Raw genomic sequence first — 16942 nt, 5'->3', positions numbered from 1 at the left:
ACAACGGCCTTGCTGCTTGCCGCGGGGCTGCGCAGGATGCCGGGGTCCTGGCGGGTGCTGTGACGCTTCCGTGGTCGGTCGCTCAGTCGTCCTCGTCCTCCTTGTGCTTCCCGTGCTTGTTTCCCCTCTGCTCCTTCTCGGTTTTCTGCTCCGGACGGTCTGCGGTGCTCGCCGGTAGCGATGCGGTGGACGAAGGGTCGGGTGTGTCGGACGGGGGGTCGGTCGGCTCCTGAGCCGTCGTGGGGCTCGTGGCGCCGGGCGTGTCGGTTTGCGGGGCCTCTGCCGAACTGCGGCCCGGCGAGAACCACAGCACCCCGGCGAGCATCGCGGCCAGAAAGGTCACCGCCCCGACGGCCACGCCCGCGACCCTCGGCCGGTGCGCCACGAGTCCGCGGATACCCGGCCCGACCCGGCGCCGAGGCGCACGTGACCGACGCGTGTGCCCGGCGGAGGAGGGCAAGGCGTAGGTGGTCGCGGGGCCGGCCGCAGTGGTGTGCGGCAGCCGTCCGGAGGGGGCGTCATGTCCTGGTGACGGCGCGGATGCGGTCCCCGTCGCAGGGGCAGGTATCGGAGCGGATCGGCCCTGCCAGGCGCCGGTGGCGAACCAGTCAGCGACCTGCTGTGCGATGGGCCGGTCCTGCGGCTGCTTGGCGAGGAGAGCCAGGAGGTAGTTCTCGAAGGCGGCCGGAATGTCCGCGCCCAGCTGCCGGGGCGGCACGGGGGAGGCGTCCAGGTGCTGGTGGAGGATCGCGACAGCGGTATCGGCCTGGAACGGCGGGCGGCCGGTGAGGAGCTGGTAGATCACACAGCCCAGGGCGTACACGTCGCAGGCCGGACCGGCGGGCCGGCCGAGGGCACGCTCGGGGGCGAGGTAGAGGCTCGTGCCGACGATCTGTCCCGTCGTGGTGAGGGCGGCGGCCGGATCGTCGACGAAACGGGCGATTCCGAAATCACCGATCTTGAGCGAACCGTCGGCGTCCAGAAGGAGGTTGGCGGGCTTGATGTCGCGGTGCACGACGCCTTGCTGGTGGGCGGCGGCGAGCCCGGCGGCGGCCTGCGCGGCGATCCGCGCCACCTGCTCGGCGGGCAACGGGCCGGCGGTGGTGAGGTGCCGGGCGAGGCTGTCGCCCTCAACCAGCTCCATCACCAGGAAAAGACGGTCCTCGTGCTCGCCGAAGTCGAAGACGCCCACCACATAGGGGTGGTTGAGGCTCCCCGCGGTCTGTGCCTCCAGGCGGAAACGTGAGGCGGCCGTCGGGTCCGTGTCCTGGGGGAGCAGGAGTTTGACGGCCACTGGTCTGCCGAGGGTCTCGTCGAAGGCTCGCCAGACCTCTCCCATCGCGCCGCGTCCGATCGGATCGTGCAGCCGGTATCGGCCCGCTATCAGCACCTGTGCTTCATCCTCATGCCGTGAGACGTCTCGACCGCCGCAGGAGGTCACTCACCACGTGGGCTCGGGTGACGGTGGGGGCCGCAGCCGCCCCAGCCTACCGGCCGTGGCAGGAGGGACCTGACGAGCCGCCAAGATCGGTCGTCGGCATGGCCGCGCTTTTTTGCGGGCGTTGCTGGTGATCGCGGCGGAGGACGAGCCGGATCCGGCGAAGGCTCACGTCGCCCTGTCCGCGCGTTTTGCCGACCTCGCCGACAACGCCCGTGTCTTCATGGGGCCGCGCCGGCGCACCATTGATCTGCACGACATCGAAGTCGAGGCGTTCCTCACGTACATGGACCGCTGATCCAGTATCTGGAGCGGTTCATCCAGGACCTGATCACTCTCGGCGGGCGGATCGCGCTGCTGATCGGGAAGACGGAGGATCAGGGGTAGGTGGGGCCGCTGCTCGGGAGACTGCCGAGCACACGGAGGCGGTTACGTGCGAGCGGTGGGCGGGCCGGTGTCCGGGATTCGCGCAGTGGTTCGTATCGGGGGAGGGGCGGCGGGAGTCGCATGCGCCGTCACCCGTGCCAGTGAGGAATCGCATGAATGACACCGCCGTCCATCGCGGCATCGGCGTCGTCGTGGCCGCCACCGGCTATCTGTCCTCAACATCAGCGGCGTCCGCCGTTCTCGTACGAGGACCGATCGCGTACGAGGCAAACGGCGCGCCTGGTCGCTCTGGATCCGGCCGACAAGGGCCGTGCGGCTTCGTACCGCCGTCGGCGGGCGGCCGACCGCTGTGCTCCGTTGGCTCCGGCAAGGAGTTCTGTATGTTGACATAGGTATGTGATCGTACCTATAGTCGATGTGTGCTCGACTCCCCCACCTCCGGCCGGCAGAACGACCACGTGGCCTCCGTGCTCGTGGCGGTTCTGCCTGTGCTGAACAGGGTGCTCGAGCGGCGGGTGGCCCTGGACTTCCCGCACCCGACGCTGTCGGAGGGGCAGCTCGCTCTGCTGCGGCTTGTCGAGGAGCGCGCGGGCATCACGGTCCGTGACGCGGCGGACGCCCTGTTGATGAAGCCGAACAACGTCAGTGCCCTTGTCTCCCAGCTCGCCGAGCTGGGGCTGCTGGAACGCAGACGGGACGTTGCTGACAAGCGGGTCGCTCATCTGCACCCGACGGCGCTGGCCGCGGAGCGACTCGCAGAAGCGCAGGGGTTGAAGGAAGCCCACATGGCGCGTCTGCTGGAGACCCTCACCGACGGGGAGCAGGACGCCCTCGGTTCGGCCTGTGGCGCGCTGCTGGCGTTGACCCGGCGCTTCTACTCCGCCGACTGACCTTCCGGCACCGGTTCTCCGGCGCGAGCGCTCGGTCCCGTGCGCAGCCCGCACGTCGACCACGCCGTTGCCCCGCCGCCCTTCCCCCCGTTGGTGGCCGCACGCCGCCGTGTCTCCGCCCGTGCCGAAGGCCTTGATCCATCGCGTCGACTTGTCGACGTTCTCACCACAGACAAGGCACTTGCATGCCCTCCACCTCCGTGGACCACTCAACCCTGCCCACTGCGTCGCCACTGCGCACCGAGCGGGGCCCGCGCTCCAATCCGTGGCTGACGCTGATCGCTGTCGCGATCGGTCTCTTCATGGTCAACCTCGACGGGTCCGTGGTCTCGATCGCGAACCCGGAGATCGGCCGCAGCCTGCACGCGTCCACCGCCGACCTGCAGTGGGTCACCAACTCCTACCTCATCGCCATGGCCGCCGCCCTGATCCTGGGCGGCAAGCTGGGTGACCGGTTCGGGCGGCGCACGTACTACATGACCGGAGTCGCGGGCTTCGTCGTGACCTCCGTCATGATCGGCCTGATCGGCTCCGTCGAAGGCGTGATCGCCTTCCGTGCGCTGCAGGGACTCTGCGCCGCGCTGCTGATCCCCAACACGCTCGGCCTGCTGCGTGCGGTCTTCCCGCCGGAGAAGTTCGGCCTGGCGGTGGGCCTGTGGGCGATGGTGGCCTCCTGCTCGACCGCGCTCGGACCGGTCGTCGGCGGCCTGCTGGTCGAGCACGTCAACTGGGAGTCGGTGTTCTACATCAACGCGCCCATCGGTGTCGCGACCCTGGTCTTCAGCGCGTTCGTACTGCCGCAGAGCAAGGAATCCACCGGCCGCCACCGCTTCGACATCGCCGGCGTGATCCTGCTGGCGCTCGGCCTGGTGGCCGTGGTCTTCGGCGTGATCAAGGGCGAGAGCTGGGGCTGGACCTCGGGAGGAACGCTGGGTTCCCTCGCCGCCGGGCTGGTCTTGCTGGTGCTCTTCGGCTGGTACGAGACCCGTGTCCGGCACCCGCTGCTGCCCATGCGGCTGTTCCGCAGCCCGGCGCTGACCATCGGCACCCTCGTCACCGCTATCAACTTCTTCGTGCTGCTCGGCGTCATCTTCTTCCTGATGCTGTACCTGCAGAACGTCCGGGGCCTGACCCCGGTCGAGGTGGGCGTGCGTACCCTGCCGCTGAGTCTGGCCTCCGTGGTCGCGGCACCGCTGGGCGCGGCGCTGACCGGGCGGTTCGGCGCACGTCTGTCCATGCCGGCGGGCATGCTGCTGGAGGCGGTGGCGTCCCTGTGGATGTTGACCTGGGACGCGCACTCCTCGTACGCGGCCATGTGGCCGCCGTTCGTACTGCTCGGTCTGGGTGTGGGCATGGTGATGTCGGCGTCCTCGGACGCGATCGTCGGCAACGCGCCCGTCAAGGACGGGGGTGTGGCGAGCGGCCTGCAGTCCACCGCGCTGCAGATCGGCGGCGCCCTCGGCACGTCCGTGCTGGTCTCGCTGATCAGCAGCCGCGTGGGCTCCACGCTCGTCGGCGAGCTGACCGGCGCCGGAGCGGAGGCCTCTGCGGCACATGGCTTCGAGGCGGCGAAGGACGCCGTGGCGATGGGCGTGGCGCCGGTCACGGGCAGCATGCCCGCACAGCTGAAGGCCGCCGTTGCCGAGGGCAGTGGCAACGCCTTCATGAACGGGGTGCACGCCGCCGTTCTCGTCACCGCCGTCCTGTGCGTCGCGGGTGCCCTGCTCGCCGCCGCTGGCCTGCGCCGCGGCGCCAACTCGCCTGCCACCGACGGCTGATGACGGGTGGGGGGAGGTGGGCCGAAGCCGGGCACACCGCCCGTCTGCCGCGCCCGGTGTGCGGCAGACGGGGTGGTGCGCGTCGATCGCCCCGGTGACGTCCTGAGAAGTCGCTGAGGTCAGGGATGGAGGACGGCCGGAGCCGATTCCGCTCCGCCGTCGCTTCCCGGAGCCGGCGGTGCGGGCGCCTCGTCCTCGGCGGAACGGCGGGCGTGAAGCCCGATCATGCCGAAGGCGGTCAGGACCGCGGCGACGGCGGCTGCCACACCGCACACCAGGAACGCGGTACTGAAGCCGCTGCCCAGGGCGTCCAGGGCCAGACCGTGCGCCGCGGATCCCGGGGCGCCGGGCAGCAGGCTGTTCACGGCGATGGGCCCTCCGGCCCCGGCGATCTCGCGTGCCGCTGCCTCCTGACCGCCCGGCAGGTCCGCGCCGGACAGGTTCGCCGCAAACGCCGACCCCGCGTTGGAGAGGGCGACCGCGCTGACAACGACCGGGCCGAGGGCGAAGCCGAGGTCGCGCAGCATGTTGGTGGTGGCGCTGGCCATGCCAGCCAGGTGCAGGGGCACGCTGTTCAGCGCCACGGCCGTCACCGAGCTGACGGTCAGGGCGAAACCGACGCCGATCAGCAGGGCGGGGGCGACGAACGCGCCGAGTCCCGGGTGGGTGACGTCCAGCCGGGTGAACAGCAGGCAGCCGACCGCCATCAGGACGAACCCGGAGGTCAGCAGCCAGGACGCGGCGACCCGGTGCAGGAGGCGCGAGACGACCGGGATGAGTACGAAGGCGGGCCCCTGGAGGAGCAGGAAGGGGATCCCGACGCGGATCGGGTCCTGGTGCTGCACGGGACCCAGCCACATGCTCATCGCGAAGCAGGCGCCGAGGAAGGCGAGCATGCCGATGACCGCGGCGACGGACGACACGGTGAAGGCCCGGTTGCGGAACAGCCTCAGGTCGAGGATCGGGGATTCGGCCCCCAGCTCCACCACGACGAATCCGGCGAGGAAGCATATGCCGAAGACGAAGGCGAGCATGACGGGAAGGGTGGTCCAGCCCGACTCGGGCCCCTCGACGGCTCCGTACAGCACCAGGATGAGACCGACGGCGAAAGTGATCTGACCGGCTACGTCGAATGTGCGGCCCTCGGGCGCATTCGACTCCGTGGCCAGCACCAGGGTGAGCACCATGCTGACCAGGGCGAGTCCGACGAGCACCCCGAAGGAACCACGCCACGACCCGACCTTGGCGAACATGCCGCCGAGCAGAGGTGAGACGGCGGCGCCGGCGGACAGGAAACCGCTCCAGAGTGCCACCGCGTGCGCCCGTTCCCGCAGGGTGCGGGTGACGGCGGTGATCGCGGTGAGCGAGCCGGGGAACATGGCGCCGGCGCCCAGCCCGTTGAGGGCGGCGCCGATCCACAGCACCTGCACGGTGGGCGCGAGCGCGGCCACGGTGCTGCCCGTGGCGACCAGGGCCGTGCCGGCCACGACGAGCCTTCGCCGCCCGAAGAGGTCACCGAGGACACCGAAGGTGAACTCGAAGCAGACCACCGCGATCATGAACGCGGCGGTGATCCACGTCAGTTGGGATCCGTGTGTGTTCAGGTCCTGCTGGAAGAGCCCGAGCAGCGAGGCCGGCAGCGCGTTCGCGACCTGGGCCACGAAGACCGCACCGCAGGCGGCAGCCAGTGTTCCCGCGTAGCCCGGTCTCCGGGCGGCCCCCGCGGTTGGGCCCTGGGGCGTGGTCGTCCCGTTGTTGAGTGTCATTGCTGTTCTCCCTGGCTGGGGAAAGGCGGGCGTCCCGGAAACGGGAGCCCCGAGAGCGTGAAAGCGCTCGGCTCGGCGCACGCGGTGGGGGAGGGGGCACGTCGCGAGTCCGGCGTGGTGTCGTGGAGAATGACACTTCGCTTTACGTCGCGTCAATGAAATACGCGCAACTTAAAATGAATGGTCTTGATGTAAGGCGACCCGAGGGCTCACAACCGCTCGGCCAGGTCCGTCTCCAGGGCGCGCGCGGCGGCGTCCAGAGTCGCCACCAGAGGCTGCAGGCGGTGCGGGTCGTAGCGCACGCCGGGCATCGACACCGACAGGCCGGCCAGGACGGTGCCGTTCCGATCACGCACCGGTACGCCGACGGCGATCAGACCCCGCTCGGACCGTTCTTTGTTGACGGCGAACCCGTTGCGCCGCAGCCGTTTCAGCTCTGTGTGCAGGCGGGCGAGGTCCGGTCGGTCGGCCGGACGGTCGCGGTAGCGCTCGGGGGCGTACACCTCGTCCAGTTCCTCGTCGGAGAGGTCGGCGAGCAGGAGCAATCCCGCCGTGGTGCGGTGTGCCGGGAACACCATGCCCTCCCGAGAGCCGACCCGTAGTGCCTGCCGGCACTCGACACTGGCGATGAACCGGGCCGTGTCCCCGGTGCGCACGATCAGGTTCGTGGTCTCGTCCAGCAGATCGACGACCCGGTGCAGGTGGGGCAGGCCCGCCGCGCGCAGCCGTGAGACCAGGGACTGGGAGTGCGCGGCGAGTTCCAGCACCGGTCCCGCGCGGTAGAGGCGGTCCTCGTCCTGCACGGCGAAGTCCCGGTAGACCAGCATCGCCAGGATCCGGTGGGCGGTGGACCGGGCGACGCCCAGCCGCTCGGCGATCTGCGAGACGGTCGCGCCGCCCTCCATCTGCAGGATGGTCGCCGCCCGCAGCGCGTGGTCCACGCTGGCGATCGGGTAGGGCGGCGGTGTCTTCAGCGGCTTGTCCATGGCGGGTCCCCTGATTCTGCTCTCCAGAATCTCCATGTTCCCTCACCAGACGCGGCGCACGCTGATGCCGTGACTGAGACCTCCATAGCCCAAGACACCGCCACCGGTTCCCCGGTCCGGCTCCAGGCCGTCTCCGTAGAGGGGCAGCCCGAGGTCACCCCGGCGCTCGAAGAGCTGTACCGGGGCTTCGAGCAGGAACTCCTTGTCCCGCTGTGGACCGAGATCGGCGACCTGATGCCGGCCCACCCGCGCTCGCGCGCCGTGCCGCACCTGTGGCGCTGGGAGCGGTTGCGGGAACTCGCCGCGCAGGCCGGCGACCTGGTCCCGGTCGGCCGCGGCGGTGAGCGCCGGGCCATCGCGCTGGCCAACCCCACCCTCGCCGGCAGGCCCTTCGCCACCCCGACGCTGTGGGCGGCCATCCAGTACCTCATGCCCGGCGAGGACGCCCCCGAGCACCGCCACACCCAGCACGCCTTCCGCTTCGTCGTCGAGGGTTCGGGTGTGTGGACGGTCGTCGGCGGCGACCCGGTGCCGATGAACCGCGGTGACTTCCTCCCGCAGGCCGGCTGGAACTGGCACGCCCACCACAACGCGACCTCCGAGCCGATGGCCTGGATCGACGGTCTGGACATCCCCTTCCAGTACGTCACCGAGGCGCAGTTCTTCGAGTTCGGCCGCGACGAGATCAGCGACGCGGAGCGGATCACCCCCGAGCGGTCGCGCTCCGAGCGCCTGTGGGGCCACCCCGGCCTGCGCCCGCTGTCGGCCGTACCCGCCACGCCGGGCAGCCCGCTGCTGTCGTACAAGTGGGAGTACACCAACGCGGCCCTGCGGGACCAACTGCTGCTGGAGAAAGAGGGCTTCGGCGGCACCGTCGAGCCCGGCCACGCCGCGGTGCGCTACGCCAACCCGCACGACGGCTCCGACGTGCTGCCGACCATTCGCGCCGAGTTCCACCGCATCGCCCGCGGCGCGGAGACCGCGCCGGTGCGCGAGACCGGGTCGTCGGTCTACCAGGTTTTCGACGGCTCCGGCGTGGTGAGCGTCGGCGACAAGTCCTGGACGGTCACCCGCGGCGACCTGTTCGTCGTCCCGTCCTGGGAGCCGTTCGCCGCCAGGTCCGAGGCCGGCACGACCGACTCCGACGAGGGAGCCCTCGACCTCTTCCGCTTCTCCGACGCGCCCGTCTTCGAGGCGCTCAAGCTCCACCGCAACGACCGCACCCAGAAGGACGCCTGACCATGAAGCTCGCCACCATCCGCACCGCCGACGGGACCCGGGCGGTCCGCCTCGACGGCGAGACCCTTGTCGACCTCGGGTACCCCGACCTGGGCGAGCTGTTCGCCGAGGACGGCTGGCAGGCCAGGGCCGCTGCCGCGTCCGGCACCACCTACCCGGCCGAGTCGGCGGACTTCGCGCCGGTCGTCCCGAACCCGTCCAAGGTCGTCTGCGTCGGCCACAACTACACCGACCACATCAAGGAGATGGGCCGGGACCTGCCGAGTTACCCGACGCTCTTCCCGAAGTTCGCCGACACCCTGCTGGGCGCGCACGACGACATCGTCAAGCCGGCCGAGACCGAGGCGTTCGACTGGGAGGTCGAGCTGGCCGTCGTGATCGGCAAGCAGGTGCGCCGCGCCGACGAGCAGCAGGCCGCGGACGCCATCGCGGGCTTCACCGTCATGAACGACATCTCGGTGCGTGACTGGCAGTTCCGCACCATCGAGTGGACCCAGGGCAAGATCTGGGAGGCCTCCACCCCGGTCGGCCCCTACGTCGTCACCCCCGATGAGGTCGGCGGCGTCCGCCCCGCGCTCGAAGTGAAGACGGTCGTCGACGGCCAGGTCATGCAGCAGGACGACACCGGCACGCTGCTGTTCGACCCGGTCTTCCTGGTGCAGTACATCTCCACCGTCATCACCCTGCGCCCGGGCGACATCATCGCCACCGGCACCCCGGCGGGCGTGGGCAACGCCCGCGACCCCAAGGTGTTCCTGCTCCCCGGCCAGACCGTCGTCACCGAGATCGCCGGCCTGGGCGCCTGCACCAACAAGGTGGTCGCGGCATGACCGAGGTCACGCGGACCTTCGCCGACGCGCGCGCGTGGGCCCGCACGGGCACCGAGCTGATGCTCGACGCCGTCGCGGGCCTCGACGAGACCGGCTTCGCGGCCCCGAGCGTGCTGCCGGAGTGGACCCGGGGGCACCTCGTGGCGCACATCGCCGCCAACGCCGACGCCCTGTGCAACCTGGTGCACTGGGCGGCCACCGGCGAGGAGACGCCGATGTACGCCTCCGCCGAGGAGCGCGCCGCCGGTATCGCCAAGGGCCCCACCCTGTCGGCCGACGAGCTCCGATCCTGGCTGACCGGCTCCGCGCACCGGCTCGCGCAGGGACTGGACGGGCTCACCGACGAGCAGTGGCAGCACAAGGTCGTCACCGCGCAGGGCCGTACCGTCCCGGCCACCGAACTCCCGTGGATGCGCGCCCGCGAGGTGTGCGTCCACGCCGTCGACCTCGGCACCGACGTCGTCACCTTCGCCGACCTTCCGAAGGGCTTCCTGACCGCCCTGGTCGCCGAGATCAGCGCCAAACGCGGGCTGACCGAGCTCCCCGACGGCCCGCTGTCCGAGGTCACCGCCTGGCTGGCCGGCCGTCCCCACTCGCTTGCCGACGCCCCCGAGCTCGGCCCGTGGCTGTAAAGGAGTGCATCCCATGTCACACCCTGATGTGATCGTCGTCGGCGGCGGCATCGGCGGCCTCGGCGTGGCGTTCTCGCTGACCCGCCAGGGCCAGAGCGTCCGCCTGCTGGAGAGCGCCCCCGCCTTCGGCGAGGTCGGCGCCGGCATCCAGCTCGCCCCCAACTGCACCCGCATCCTCGACGACTACGGTCTCCTGGAGGAGGCCAAGAGCCTCGGCGTCGTCCCGGACGCGATGGTCATGCGCGACGCCGTCGACGGCGACGAGCTGACCCGGCTCGACCTGCGCGCCCTGGAGAGGCGCTACGGCTACCCGTACCTGGTCATCCACCGCAGCGACCTGCACGGCCTGCTGCTGCGTGCTTGCGAACGCGCCGGTGTCGAGCTGATCAACGCCGCACGCGTGACCTCGTACGAGAACACCGACGGCGGCGCCCGTGTGACCGTCGCCTCCGGCGAGACCCACCAGGCCGGCATGGTGATCGCGGCCGACGGCCTGCACTCTCCGGCCCGCAAGCTGTTCGTCGACGACCAGCCGGTCTCCTCGGCGTACGTCGCCTACCGCGGCACCGTCCCCGCCGAGCAGCCGCGGGTGAAGTCCGTCGACCTCAGCGAGGTCGTGGTGTACGTCGGCCCCGGCTGCCACTTCGTCCACTACGGCCTGCGCGGCGGCGAGATGCTCAACCAGGTCGCGGTCTTCGAGTCGCCCAAGGCGCTGGCCGGCCGGGAGGACTGGGGCACGCCCGACGAGCTCGACGCCGCCTTCGCCAAGACCTGCGGTTTCGTCCAGGACGGCCTGCCGTTCATGTGGCGGGACAAGTGGTGGCGGATGTTCGACCGTGACCCGGTCATGAACTGGGTGCAGGGCCGGATCGCGCTGCTCGGTGACTCCGCGCACCCACCGCTGCAGTACATCGCACAGGGCGCGATCATGGCCCTCGAGGACGGCTGGGTGCTGGGCGAGCACGTCGCCCGCAACCGTGCCGAGGACGGCACGGTCGACTGGGGCACCGCGCTCGCCGCCTACGAGGCCGTCCGCCCGGAGCACTGCCGCCGCGTGCTGACCACCTCCCGCAAGTGGGGCGAGCTGTGGCACCTCGACGGAGTCGCCCGCGCGCAGCGCAACGTGCTGCTGCGCGCCCGCGACACCTACGACTACGCATTCACCGACTGGCTGTACGGGCCGACCGCGCTGACGCCGGACGAGGAGCCGGAGATGTTCACGCCGGTTCCGCTGTCCTCGGCGGCCGTCGAGGAATCGGTGCTTGCGGGTGATGCTGCATGAGCGACGCCTACCTGTACGCGGCGGCCCGCACCCCGTTCGGCCGGTTCAACGGGGCCCTCGCCGGGGCGCGCCCCGACGACCTCGCCGCCACCGCGCTGACCGGCCTGCTGGCCAAGGCGCCGGGCCTGGAGAACGTGACCGACGAGGTGAGCCAGGGATGACCACGACCATCGCCGCCACGGCCGACGAGGCCGTGGCGGGCATCGCGGACGGCTCGACGGTCCTGGTGGGCGGATTCGGTCTGGCGGGCATGCCGTTCGACCTCATCGACGCCCTCATCCGGCAGGGCGCCGGCGACCTGACCGTGGTGTCCAACAACGCCGGCAACGGGGACGTGGGCCTGGCCGCGCTGCTGAAGGCCGGCCGGGTGCGCAAGGTGATCTGCTCCTTCCCCCGGCAGAGCGACTCCTATGTCTTCGACGACCTGTACCGGGCCGGCCGGGTCGAGCTGGAGGTCGTACCGCAGGGCACCCTCGCCGAGCGGATGAGGGCCGCCGGGGCGGGCATCGGTGCCTTCTACAGCCCGGTCGGCGTCGGCACCCCGCTGGCGGAGGGCAGGGAGACGCGGGAGATCGACGGACGCGTCCACGTCCTGGAGTACCCGATCAAGGGCGACGTGGCTTTGGTCTCGGCGCACCGGGCGGACAGCACGGGCAATCTCGTCTACCGCAAGACCGCCCGGAACTTCGGCCCCGTCATGGCCACCGCGGCCGGCACGGTCGTCGCCCAGGTCACCGAGATCGTGCCCGTCGGGGAGATCGACCCGGAGACCGTGGTCACCCCGGGCATCTACGTCGACCGCCTGGTGCGGGCCGAGGCCCGCCGGCTGACCGTGCAAGGAGCCCGCTGATGACGACCGCAGCCACCACCGTGGAGCACACCGGCCGGGGCCCGCTCACCACCGACGAACTCGCCGCCCGCATCGCACGCGACATTCCGACCGGCTCGTACGTCAACCTCGGCATCGGGCAGCCGACCCGGATCGCCGAGCACCTGTCGCCGGACGCGGGGATCGTGCTGCACACCGAGAACGGCATGCTCGGCATGGGCCCGGCCGCGACCGGCGACGAGATCGACCCCGATCTCACCAACGCCGGGAAGGTGCCGGTCACCGAGCTGTCGGGGGCGGCCTACTTCCACCACGCCGACTCCTTCGCGATGATGCGCGGCGGCCACCTGGACGTGTGCGTCCTCGGGGCGTTCCAGGTGTCCCAGCACGGTGACCTGGCCAACTGGCACACCGGTGACCCCGATGCCATCCCCGCCGTGGGCGGTGCGATGGACCTTGCCGTCGGAGCACGGCAGGTCCTGGTGATGATGAAGCTGTTCACCCGGGACGGCGCCCCCAAGCTGGTCCCCGCGTGCACGTACCCGCTCACCGGACCCGGCTGTGTCCACCGCGTCTACACCGACCACGGCGTCTTTGTCGTCGGCCCGGACGGGGTCCGGGTCCTGGAGACGTACGGCCTCACGGTGGCGGAACTGAGGGAGCGGCTCTCCGTGAAGTTGCACGCCTGAATCCCTTACAGCAGATAAAGATCACATGTGGTGCGTAAAGCAAATGTCCGGTGTGTGCGTTCGCCGTGCAGTGACGGCGTTAGGATCTCGGGCATGGCGAACCTTCGTGAGGCACAGAAGCAGATGACCCGCCGTCTGCTGCTGGAGTCGGGACTCGAGTTGTTCAAGACGAAGGGGTACGCAGCCACCACGGTCGACGACATCGCGACCGCCGCGGGCACCACGCGCGTGACCTTCTACGCGTACTTCCCCTCGCGCAGTGAGCTGATGAGGGCACTGATCGACGAGCAGCTCAACGAGGTGCTGCAGCGCGTCCGCTCTCCCGAACACGGTTCCACGGCGCGGGATCTGGTGGCCACTGTCGCCGAGGGGACGCCGGAGGCGATCATGGCGTGGCTGCGGCGGACCGCCGAGAGCTGGCCGGCCATCCGGCCGATCATCCGCATCGGCCGCGATGCCGCGGTGATCGATCCGGAACTCCCCGACCTGGTCGAGCGGTGGCTGGAGGAGGCCATCAGCGACATCGAGGACGGGCTGACGGCGGCCGGGCGCCTCGAACCCCACCAACGCCACTTCCGGGGCGTTCTCGCCATGTCCCAGCTCGACTATGTCGCCCAGCACTGGGACGGTGCCGACTGGAAGATCACGCGCGACAAGATGCTCGACGAGCTCGGTGCCAGCTGGGTGCGGCTGCTGAGCTGACCGGGGTCAGAGCCCCGCCGCGACGTCGAGGAGCAGCGCCCGGAGCCATTCGACGAAGTGCTGATCGGCCAGCCGGGGGTTCCAGACCATGTCGATCCCGAGTCCGGGAAGCGGGAAGGGGAACTCCTCGATCCGCAGGTCGGCGAGCGTGCGCATGGCGGCGGCGACCTGGTAGCGCAGGAGAGCGACGCCGCCGGCGCGGGCGACCAGGAAGGGCACCAGCAGGAAGTCGGAGCTCAGCTGGCCGACCCGATAGGGGATGCCCTTGTCCTCCAGCACGGAGTAGGGAAAGACCCGCCGGTCGGTGTCGACGACGATGTGCGGCTGTGTCGTCAGGAGTTCGAGCGCGTCGGCGTCCGGTGGGGTGTCCGGGGAGGCCACCACCACACAGCGGTCGTTGTACAGGCGCTCGCGCGGATACGGCGAGAAGTGCCCCTCGGAGATGAGCACGACGTCGACGCCCTGATCGGTGAAGGTCGCCTCGGTCGGCACCGTGATCGTCCGCAGCCGCAGCGTGGCGTGCGGAGCGCGCTCGGTGACGAGCCGGGTCAGCCGCGGCCCCACGACGAACGCCGTGCTGTTCGTCATGGCGACCGTGATGAGCCGCCGGTCCGTCGCGGGGTCGAAGAGGGGGAAGTTCACGATGCGCGCCGTCTGCTGCAGGGCACTGCGCAGCGGCCCCACCAACTCCAGTGCGCGCGGAGTCAGCGTGACCCCGCTCCCCTGCCGGACGACGAGGTCGTCCCCCAGCATGCGCCGCATTCTCGTCAGGGCGTGGCTCATGGCCGGCTGGGACAGACCGACCCGCTCCGCGGCCCTGGTCACCGAACGTTCCTCCAGGAGCGCGAGGAGGGGCACCAGCAGGTTCAGGTTGACCGATGCAAGCCGGTCCAGGCCCGAACCCGTGGGGCCCCGTTCCTCTGCGCTCATGCGACGAACCCTACGTGGCCGCCCGGGTCATCCGGCGCAGCCGGGGGATCGGGATCCGGTAGTTGAGCGCCACGGCGTCACCGGTGCCGTCCTGGTGCGACCAGCGCATCAGCGCCGGACCGCCGCCGGGTCCTCCGTCGACGTACTCCGGATTCCCTTGCACCGGCAGGTTGCCCACCGCCTTCAGGCTCAGACCGAACTGCTCCGTCCAGAAGTACGGCTGGAACTGCAACGGCGGAGCCTCGTCGCCGCGGACGAGTGCCCGCGCCGCGACCTTCGCCTGCTCGATCGCGCTGCTCCACAGAGGGATGCGGCGCAGGCCCTGCGGGGTGGGGAAGGCCGCGAGATCGCCGACGGCCGCCACGTCGGGGCGGACGAGACCGCGCGCGTCGACCGGGATGGCGCCCTTGGCGGTGAGTCCCGAGTCGGCGAGCCACTCCATGTTGGGCACGTCGCCGGCGGCGGTGAGGATCACCTCGGCCTCGAGGACCCCGCCCTCGTCCAGGACGACCCGGGTGCTTCCGTCGCTCCCCTCGAGCCGGGCCGCCGCGGTCTCCACGACGGTGAGCCCCTGGCCCAGCGCGGCCTTGACGAACACGTCGGCGAGATACGGGCCGAGCTGGAGAATCAGCGGCGCGCCCTGGGAGACGAGCGTGACCTCGCAGCCGGCAGCCAGGCAGCAGGACGCGATCTCCATGCCGAGCGGGCCGCCGCCGACCACGACGACCGACGGCCCGGCCGCCAGCCGGCCGCGCAGGGACAGCGCGTCGTCGAGCCCGCGCAGGGTGAGCTCCCCGGCCAGATCGGAGAGACGTCGAGCCCGGGAACCGGTGGCCAGCACGACGCGGTCGTACGGCAGCGCCGTACCGTCGTCGAGCGTGACGAGCCGGCGGTCGAGGTCGAGGCTTGTCGCCCGCACGCCGAGCAGCTCGATCGCCCCGTGGCCGGCCGGCGGCAGCTCGTGCGACGACATGTCGTCACCGTCGAGAAGGAGCGCCTTCGACAGGGCCGGGCGGCTGTATGCCGGGTGCCGTTCGTCGCCGACGATGGTCAGCTCGCCGTCGAAACCGGCCTCGCGGAGGGTGTCGGCCGCGGTGAGCCCGGCGATCCCGTTGCCGACGACGACGACGCGCTTCAGGGTGCCGGTGCTCATGCGACCCTCAGCGCCGCGACCGGACACACCCGGACGGCGGCGTTCGCCAGGGCGGCGTCGGCCTCACCGACCTCCTCGCGGTCCAGGACCAGTTCGCCCTCGTCGTCGAGGTGCATGAGCTGCGGCGCGGCCTCCTCGCACAGGCCGTGGCCCTCACAGCGGGGGCGGTCAAGGACGATCTTCATGCGGGGATCACCTCCAGGACGGGGAGCTCCTCGATGCTCCGGGTGGTGTTGCTGGGGACGCGGACCTCGGGTCCGGCGACGAGGCGCTCGACACGCCGGGAGAGCGCCTCGATCACGGCGTGGGCCTCCAGACGGGCGAGCCCCTGGCCGGCGCAGCCGTGCGGGCCGTAGCCGAACGACAGGTGGTCGACCGGATTGCGCTCGACGAGGAAGGCGTCCGGGTTCTCGTAGTGCCGGGGGTCGCGGTTGCCGGCGCCGAACAGGATGGCGACCTGTGCGCCCGTCGGGACGACCGTCCCTTCGATCGTGACGTCCTTCGTGACACGCCTGCCCCAGGCGTGGACGGGAGCCCAGAAGCGCAGCACCTCGTTGAACGCCGCAGGGACCAATGACGGGTTCTCGCGGACCAGGGCGAGCTGGCCGGGATGCCGGGCGAAGAGGGCGACGATGTTTCCGATCGCCGCGATGGTGGTGTCGACGCCGGCTCCGAGGTACTGGTGGATGATGTGGCCGGCCGTGTCCGCCGGGATGGCGCCGCGGGCCTCGGCCTCGAAGATGCCGCGGCCCACGGACCCTTCCGCGAGGTCGTCGGCCTCGACCTGGGAGCACCAGGCGTAGAGCTCGCCGGCGACGGGGAAGTTCTCGGCCGTGCGCTGGTTCATGGGGCCGAGGACCTGCATGGCGGCCTGTCCCCAGCGGAGCATGTTGTCGCGCACGTGACCGGTGAAGCCGATCAGGTCCGCGACGACCTCCAGCGGGAAGGCCCGGGCTAGCGCGTCGATGGCCTCGAAGGAGCCCTTCTCGACGAGTTCGGCGACGAGGGCGTCCGCCTTCGTCTCGATCCCGGCCTTGAGACCGCGCAGCGCACGCGGGGAGAGATTCTCGGTGAGCGTGGCGCGCAGCTGGGTGTGCACGGGCGGGTCGGACGCGAGCGAAGTGCCGGTGAGCGCCTCGTTGGCCATCGGATTGAATGCGACCGAGGTCGAGGAGAACGACTCCCAGTCGGCGAGGGCGCCACGGACGGCGTCGTACCGCGTCAGCGCGTAGACGTCGTTCTCCGGGAGGTGGACGACGGGGCCCCGTTCCCGGAGTTCGGCGTAGACGGGGTAGGGATCGAGGACGACTTCGTCGGCGAAGAGGTCGACGTCGGAGGTAGGCGGGGTGCTCATGCCCCACAGTGAAGTGTCCGCCCCCCATATCGAACAAGTGAATGCTTTACATGGTCC

17 protein-coding genes and 1 pseudogene are annotated in these 16942 nt (G+C 70.8%); 11 read left to right on the top strand and 7 right to left on the bottom strand.

Going from position 1 to position 16942, the window contains the following annotated elements; genetic code table 11:
* Positions 1 to 82: 82 nt before the first annotated feature.
* The gene (locus ACNPQM_RS05825; protein ID WP_418083143.1) at positions 83 to 1390 is read right to left on the bottom strand and encodes a protein kinase domain-containing protein; all 1308 of its coding nucleotides are present in this window, start codon (positions 1388 to 1390) and stop codon (positions 83 to 85) included.
* Between the two features lie 178 nt (positions 1391 to 1568).
* Between ACNPQM_RS05825 and ACNPQM_RS05820 the strand changes: the two genes are divergently transcribed.
* From ACNPQM_RS05820 to ACNPQM_RS05810, 3 genes are all read left to right on the top strand, one after another.
* Entirely contained in the window at positions 1569 to 1736 is a 168-nt protein-coding gene (locus tag ACNPQM_RS05820; protein ID WP_418083142.1) for a hypothetical protein, read from the top strand.
* 508 nt (positions 1737 to 2244) lie between these two features.
* A complete protein-coding gene (locus tag ACNPQM_RS05815) occupies positions 2245 to 2715 on the top strand; it encodes a MarR family winged helix-turn-helix transcriptional regulator (protein WP_418083141.1) in 471 nt (156 codons plus the stop codon).
* A 185-nt stretch (positions 2716 to 2900) separates the two neighbouring features.
* Positions 2901 to 4493 carry an MFS transporter gene (locus ACNPQM_RS05810; RefSeq protein ID WP_418083140.1) on the top strand — a complete coding sequence of 531 codons (1593 nt, stop codon included), beginning with the start codon at positions 2901 to 2903 and terminating at the stop codon, positions 4491 to 4493.
* A gap of 119 nt (positions 4494 to 4612) precedes the next feature.
* Here ACNPQM_RS05810 and ACNPQM_RS05805 read toward each other — a convergent pair whose 3' ends face one another.
* Together ACNPQM_RS05805 and ACNPQM_RS05800 are read right to left on the bottom strand one after the other, a co-directional pair.
* A complete protein-coding gene (locus tag ACNPQM_RS05805; protein ID WP_418083139.1) occupies positions 4613 to 6259 on the bottom strand; it encodes an MFS transporter in 1647 nt (548 codons plus the stop codon).
* A 209-nt stretch (positions 6260 to 6468) separates the two neighbouring features.
* A complete protein-coding gene (locus ACNPQM_RS05800) occupies positions 6469 to 7245 on the bottom strand; it encodes an IclR family transcriptional regulator (protein WP_418083137.1) in 777 nt (258 codons plus the stop codon).
* Between the two features lie 69 nt (positions 7246 to 7314).
* On the opposite strand from ACNPQM_RS05800, the gene ACNPQM_RS05795 reads away from it, so the two are divergent.
* From ACNPQM_RS05795 to ACNPQM_RS05760, 8 genes and pseudogenes are all read left to right on the top strand, one after another.
* Entirely contained in the window at positions 7315 to 8484 is a 1170-nt protein-coding gene (locus ACNPQM_RS05795; protein ID WP_418083136.1) for a cupin domain-containing protein, read from the top strand.
* A 2-nt stretch (positions 8485 to 8486) separates the two neighbouring features.
* Positions 8487 to 9314 carry a fumarylacetoacetate hydrolase family protein gene (locus ACNPQM_RS05790; protein ID WP_358859967.1) on the top strand — a complete coding sequence of 276 codons (828 nt, stop codon included), beginning with the start codon at positions 8487 to 8489 and terminating at the stop codon, positions 9312 to 9314.
* Complete coding sequence (locus tag ACNPQM_RS05785) at positions 9311 to 9946, top strand: maleylpyruvate isomerase N-terminal domain-containing protein (RefSeq protein ID WP_418083135.1); 636 nt, start codon at positions 9311 to 9313, stop codon at positions 9944 to 9946. The genes ACNPQM_RS05790 and ACNPQM_RS05785 overlap by 4 nt, the downstream gene beginning before the upstream one ends.
* Before the next feature lie 13 nt (positions 9947 to 9959).
* Positions 9960 to 11228, top strand: a complete 1269-nt coding sequence (locus ACNPQM_RS05780) for an FAD-dependent oxidoreductase (protein ID WP_418083134.1) — start codon at positions 9960 to 9962, stop codon at positions 11226 to 11228.
* Positions 11225 to 11359, top strand: a pseudogene (locus tag ACNPQM_RS05775) (3-oxoadipyl-CoA thiolase); the annotation flags it as partial. The gene ACNPQM_RS05780 and the pseudogene ACNPQM_RS05775, both read left to right, overlap by 4 nt.
* 26 nt (positions 11360 to 11385) lie before the next feature.
* A complete protein-coding gene (locus tag ACNPQM_RS05770) occupies positions 11386 to 12078 on the top strand; it encodes a 3-oxoacid CoA-transferase subunit A (RefSeq protein ID WP_418083133.1) in 693 nt (230 codons plus the stop codon).
* Complete coding sequence (locus ACNPQM_RS05765) at positions 12078 to 12746, top strand: 3-oxoacid CoA-transferase subunit B (protein WP_418083132.1); 669 nt, start codon at positions 12078 to 12080, stop codon at positions 12744 to 12746. Before ACNPQM_RS05770 ends, ACNPQM_RS05765 begins: the two co-directional genes overlap by 1 nt.
* A 93-nt stretch (positions 12747 to 12839) precedes the next feature.
* Entirely contained in the window at positions 12840 to 13448 is a 609-nt protein-coding gene (locus tag ACNPQM_RS05760) for a TetR/AcrR family transcriptional regulator (RefSeq protein ID WP_358859962.1), read from the top strand.
* Positions 13449 to 13454: 6 nt separating this feature from the next.
* On the opposite strand, the gene ACNPQM_RS05755 is transcribed toward ACNPQM_RS05760, so the two are convergent.
* From ACNPQM_RS05755 to ACNPQM_RS05740, 4 genes are read right to left on the bottom strand one after another with little or no spacing between them, the layout of a single operon-like run.
* Positions 13455 to 14378, bottom strand: coding sequence for a LysR family transcriptional regulator (locus ACNPQM_RS05755; protein WP_358859961.1), 924 nt, complete (start codon positions 14376 to 14378; stop codon positions 13455 to 13457).
* Positions 14379 to 14388: 10 nt separating this feature from the next.
* Positions 14389 to 15531 carry an NAD(P)/FAD-dependent oxidoreductase gene (locus ACNPQM_RS05750; protein WP_418083130.1) on the bottom strand — a complete coding sequence of 381 codons (1143 nt, stop codon included), beginning with the start codon at positions 15529 to 15531 and terminating at the stop codon, positions 14389 to 14391.
* A complete protein-coding gene (locus ACNPQM_RS05745) occupies positions 15528 to 15716 on the bottom strand; it encodes a ferredoxin (protein ID WP_418083129.1) in 189 nt (62 codons plus the stop codon). Before ACNPQM_RS05745 ends, ACNPQM_RS05750 begins: the two co-directional genes overlap by 4 nt.
* Positions 15713 to 16885: a cytochrome P450 gene (locus ACNPQM_RS05740; RefSeq protein ID WP_418083128.1), complete on the bottom strand. Its 1173-nt coding sequence runs from the start codon at positions 16883 to 16885 to the stop codon at positions 15713 to 15715. The genes ACNPQM_RS05745 and ACNPQM_RS05740 overlap by 4 nt, the downstream gene beginning before the upstream one ends.
* Between the last annotated feature and the right edge of the window lie 57 nt (positions 16886 to 16942).

This window comes from Streptomyces sp. NPDC056231 (assembly GCF_048270745.1).
In the GTDB taxonomy this organism is placed as follows: domain Bacteria; phylum Actinomycetota; class Actinomycetes; order Streptomycetales; family Streptomycetaceae; genus Streptomyces.
The sequence above is the reverse complement of the archived record's forward strand: the minus strand, read 5'-3'. Positions and strand labels throughout refer to the sequence as shown.

Coding starts and splice junctions, on each gene's coding strand:
- ACNPQM_RS05800 (WP_418083137.1), bottom strand. CDS start 7,245: ATGGACAAGCCGCTGAAGACACCGCCGCCCTACCCGATCGCCAGCGTG.
- ACNPQM_RS05780 (WP_418083134.1), top strand. CDS start 9,960: ATGTCACACCCTGATGTGATCGTCGTCGGCGGCGGCATCGGCGGCCTC.
- ACNPQM_RS05785 (WP_418083135.1), top strand. CDS start 9,311: ATGACCGAGGTCACGCGGACCTTCGCCGACGCGCGCGCGTGGGCCCGC.
- ACNPQM_RS05745 (WP_418083129.1), bottom strand. CDS start 15,716: ATGAAGATCGTCCTTGACCGCCCCCGCTGTGAGGGCCACGGCCTGTGC.
- ACNPQM_RS05760 (WP_358859962.1), top strand. CDS start 12,840: ATGGCGAACCTTCGTGAGGCACAGAAGCAGATGACCCGCCGTCTGCTG.
- ACNPQM_RS05810 (WP_418083140.1), top strand. CDS start 2,901: ATGCCCTCCACCTCCGTGGACCACTCAACCCTGCCCACTGCGTCGCCA.
- ACNPQM_RS05740 (WP_418083128.1), bottom strand. CDS start 16,885: ATGAGCACCCCGCCTACCTCCGACGTCGACCTCTTCGCCGACGAAGTC.
- ACNPQM_RS05805 (WP_418083139.1), bottom strand. CDS start 6,259: ATGACACTCAACAACGGGACGACCACGCCCCAGGGCCCAACCGCGGGG.
- ACNPQM_RS05790 (WP_358859967.1), top strand. CDS start 8,487: ATGAAGCTCGCCACCATCCGCACCGCCGACGGGACCCGGGCGGTCCGC.
- ACNPQM_RS05765 (WP_418083132.1), top strand. CDS start 12,078: ATGACGACCGCAGCCACCACCGTGGAGCACACCGGCCGGGGCCCGCTC.
- ACNPQM_RS05755 (WP_358859961.1), bottom strand. CDS start 14,378: ATGAGCGCAGAGGAACGGGGCCCCACGGGTTCGGGCCTGGACCGGCTT.
- ACNPQM_RS05750 (WP_418083130.1), bottom strand. CDS start 15,531: ATGAGCACCGGCACCCTGAAGCGCGTCGTCGTCGTCGGCAACGGGATC.
- ACNPQM_RS05770 (WP_418083133.1), top strand. CDS start 11,386: ATGACCACGACCATCGCCGCCACGGCCGACGAGGCCGTGGCGGGCATC.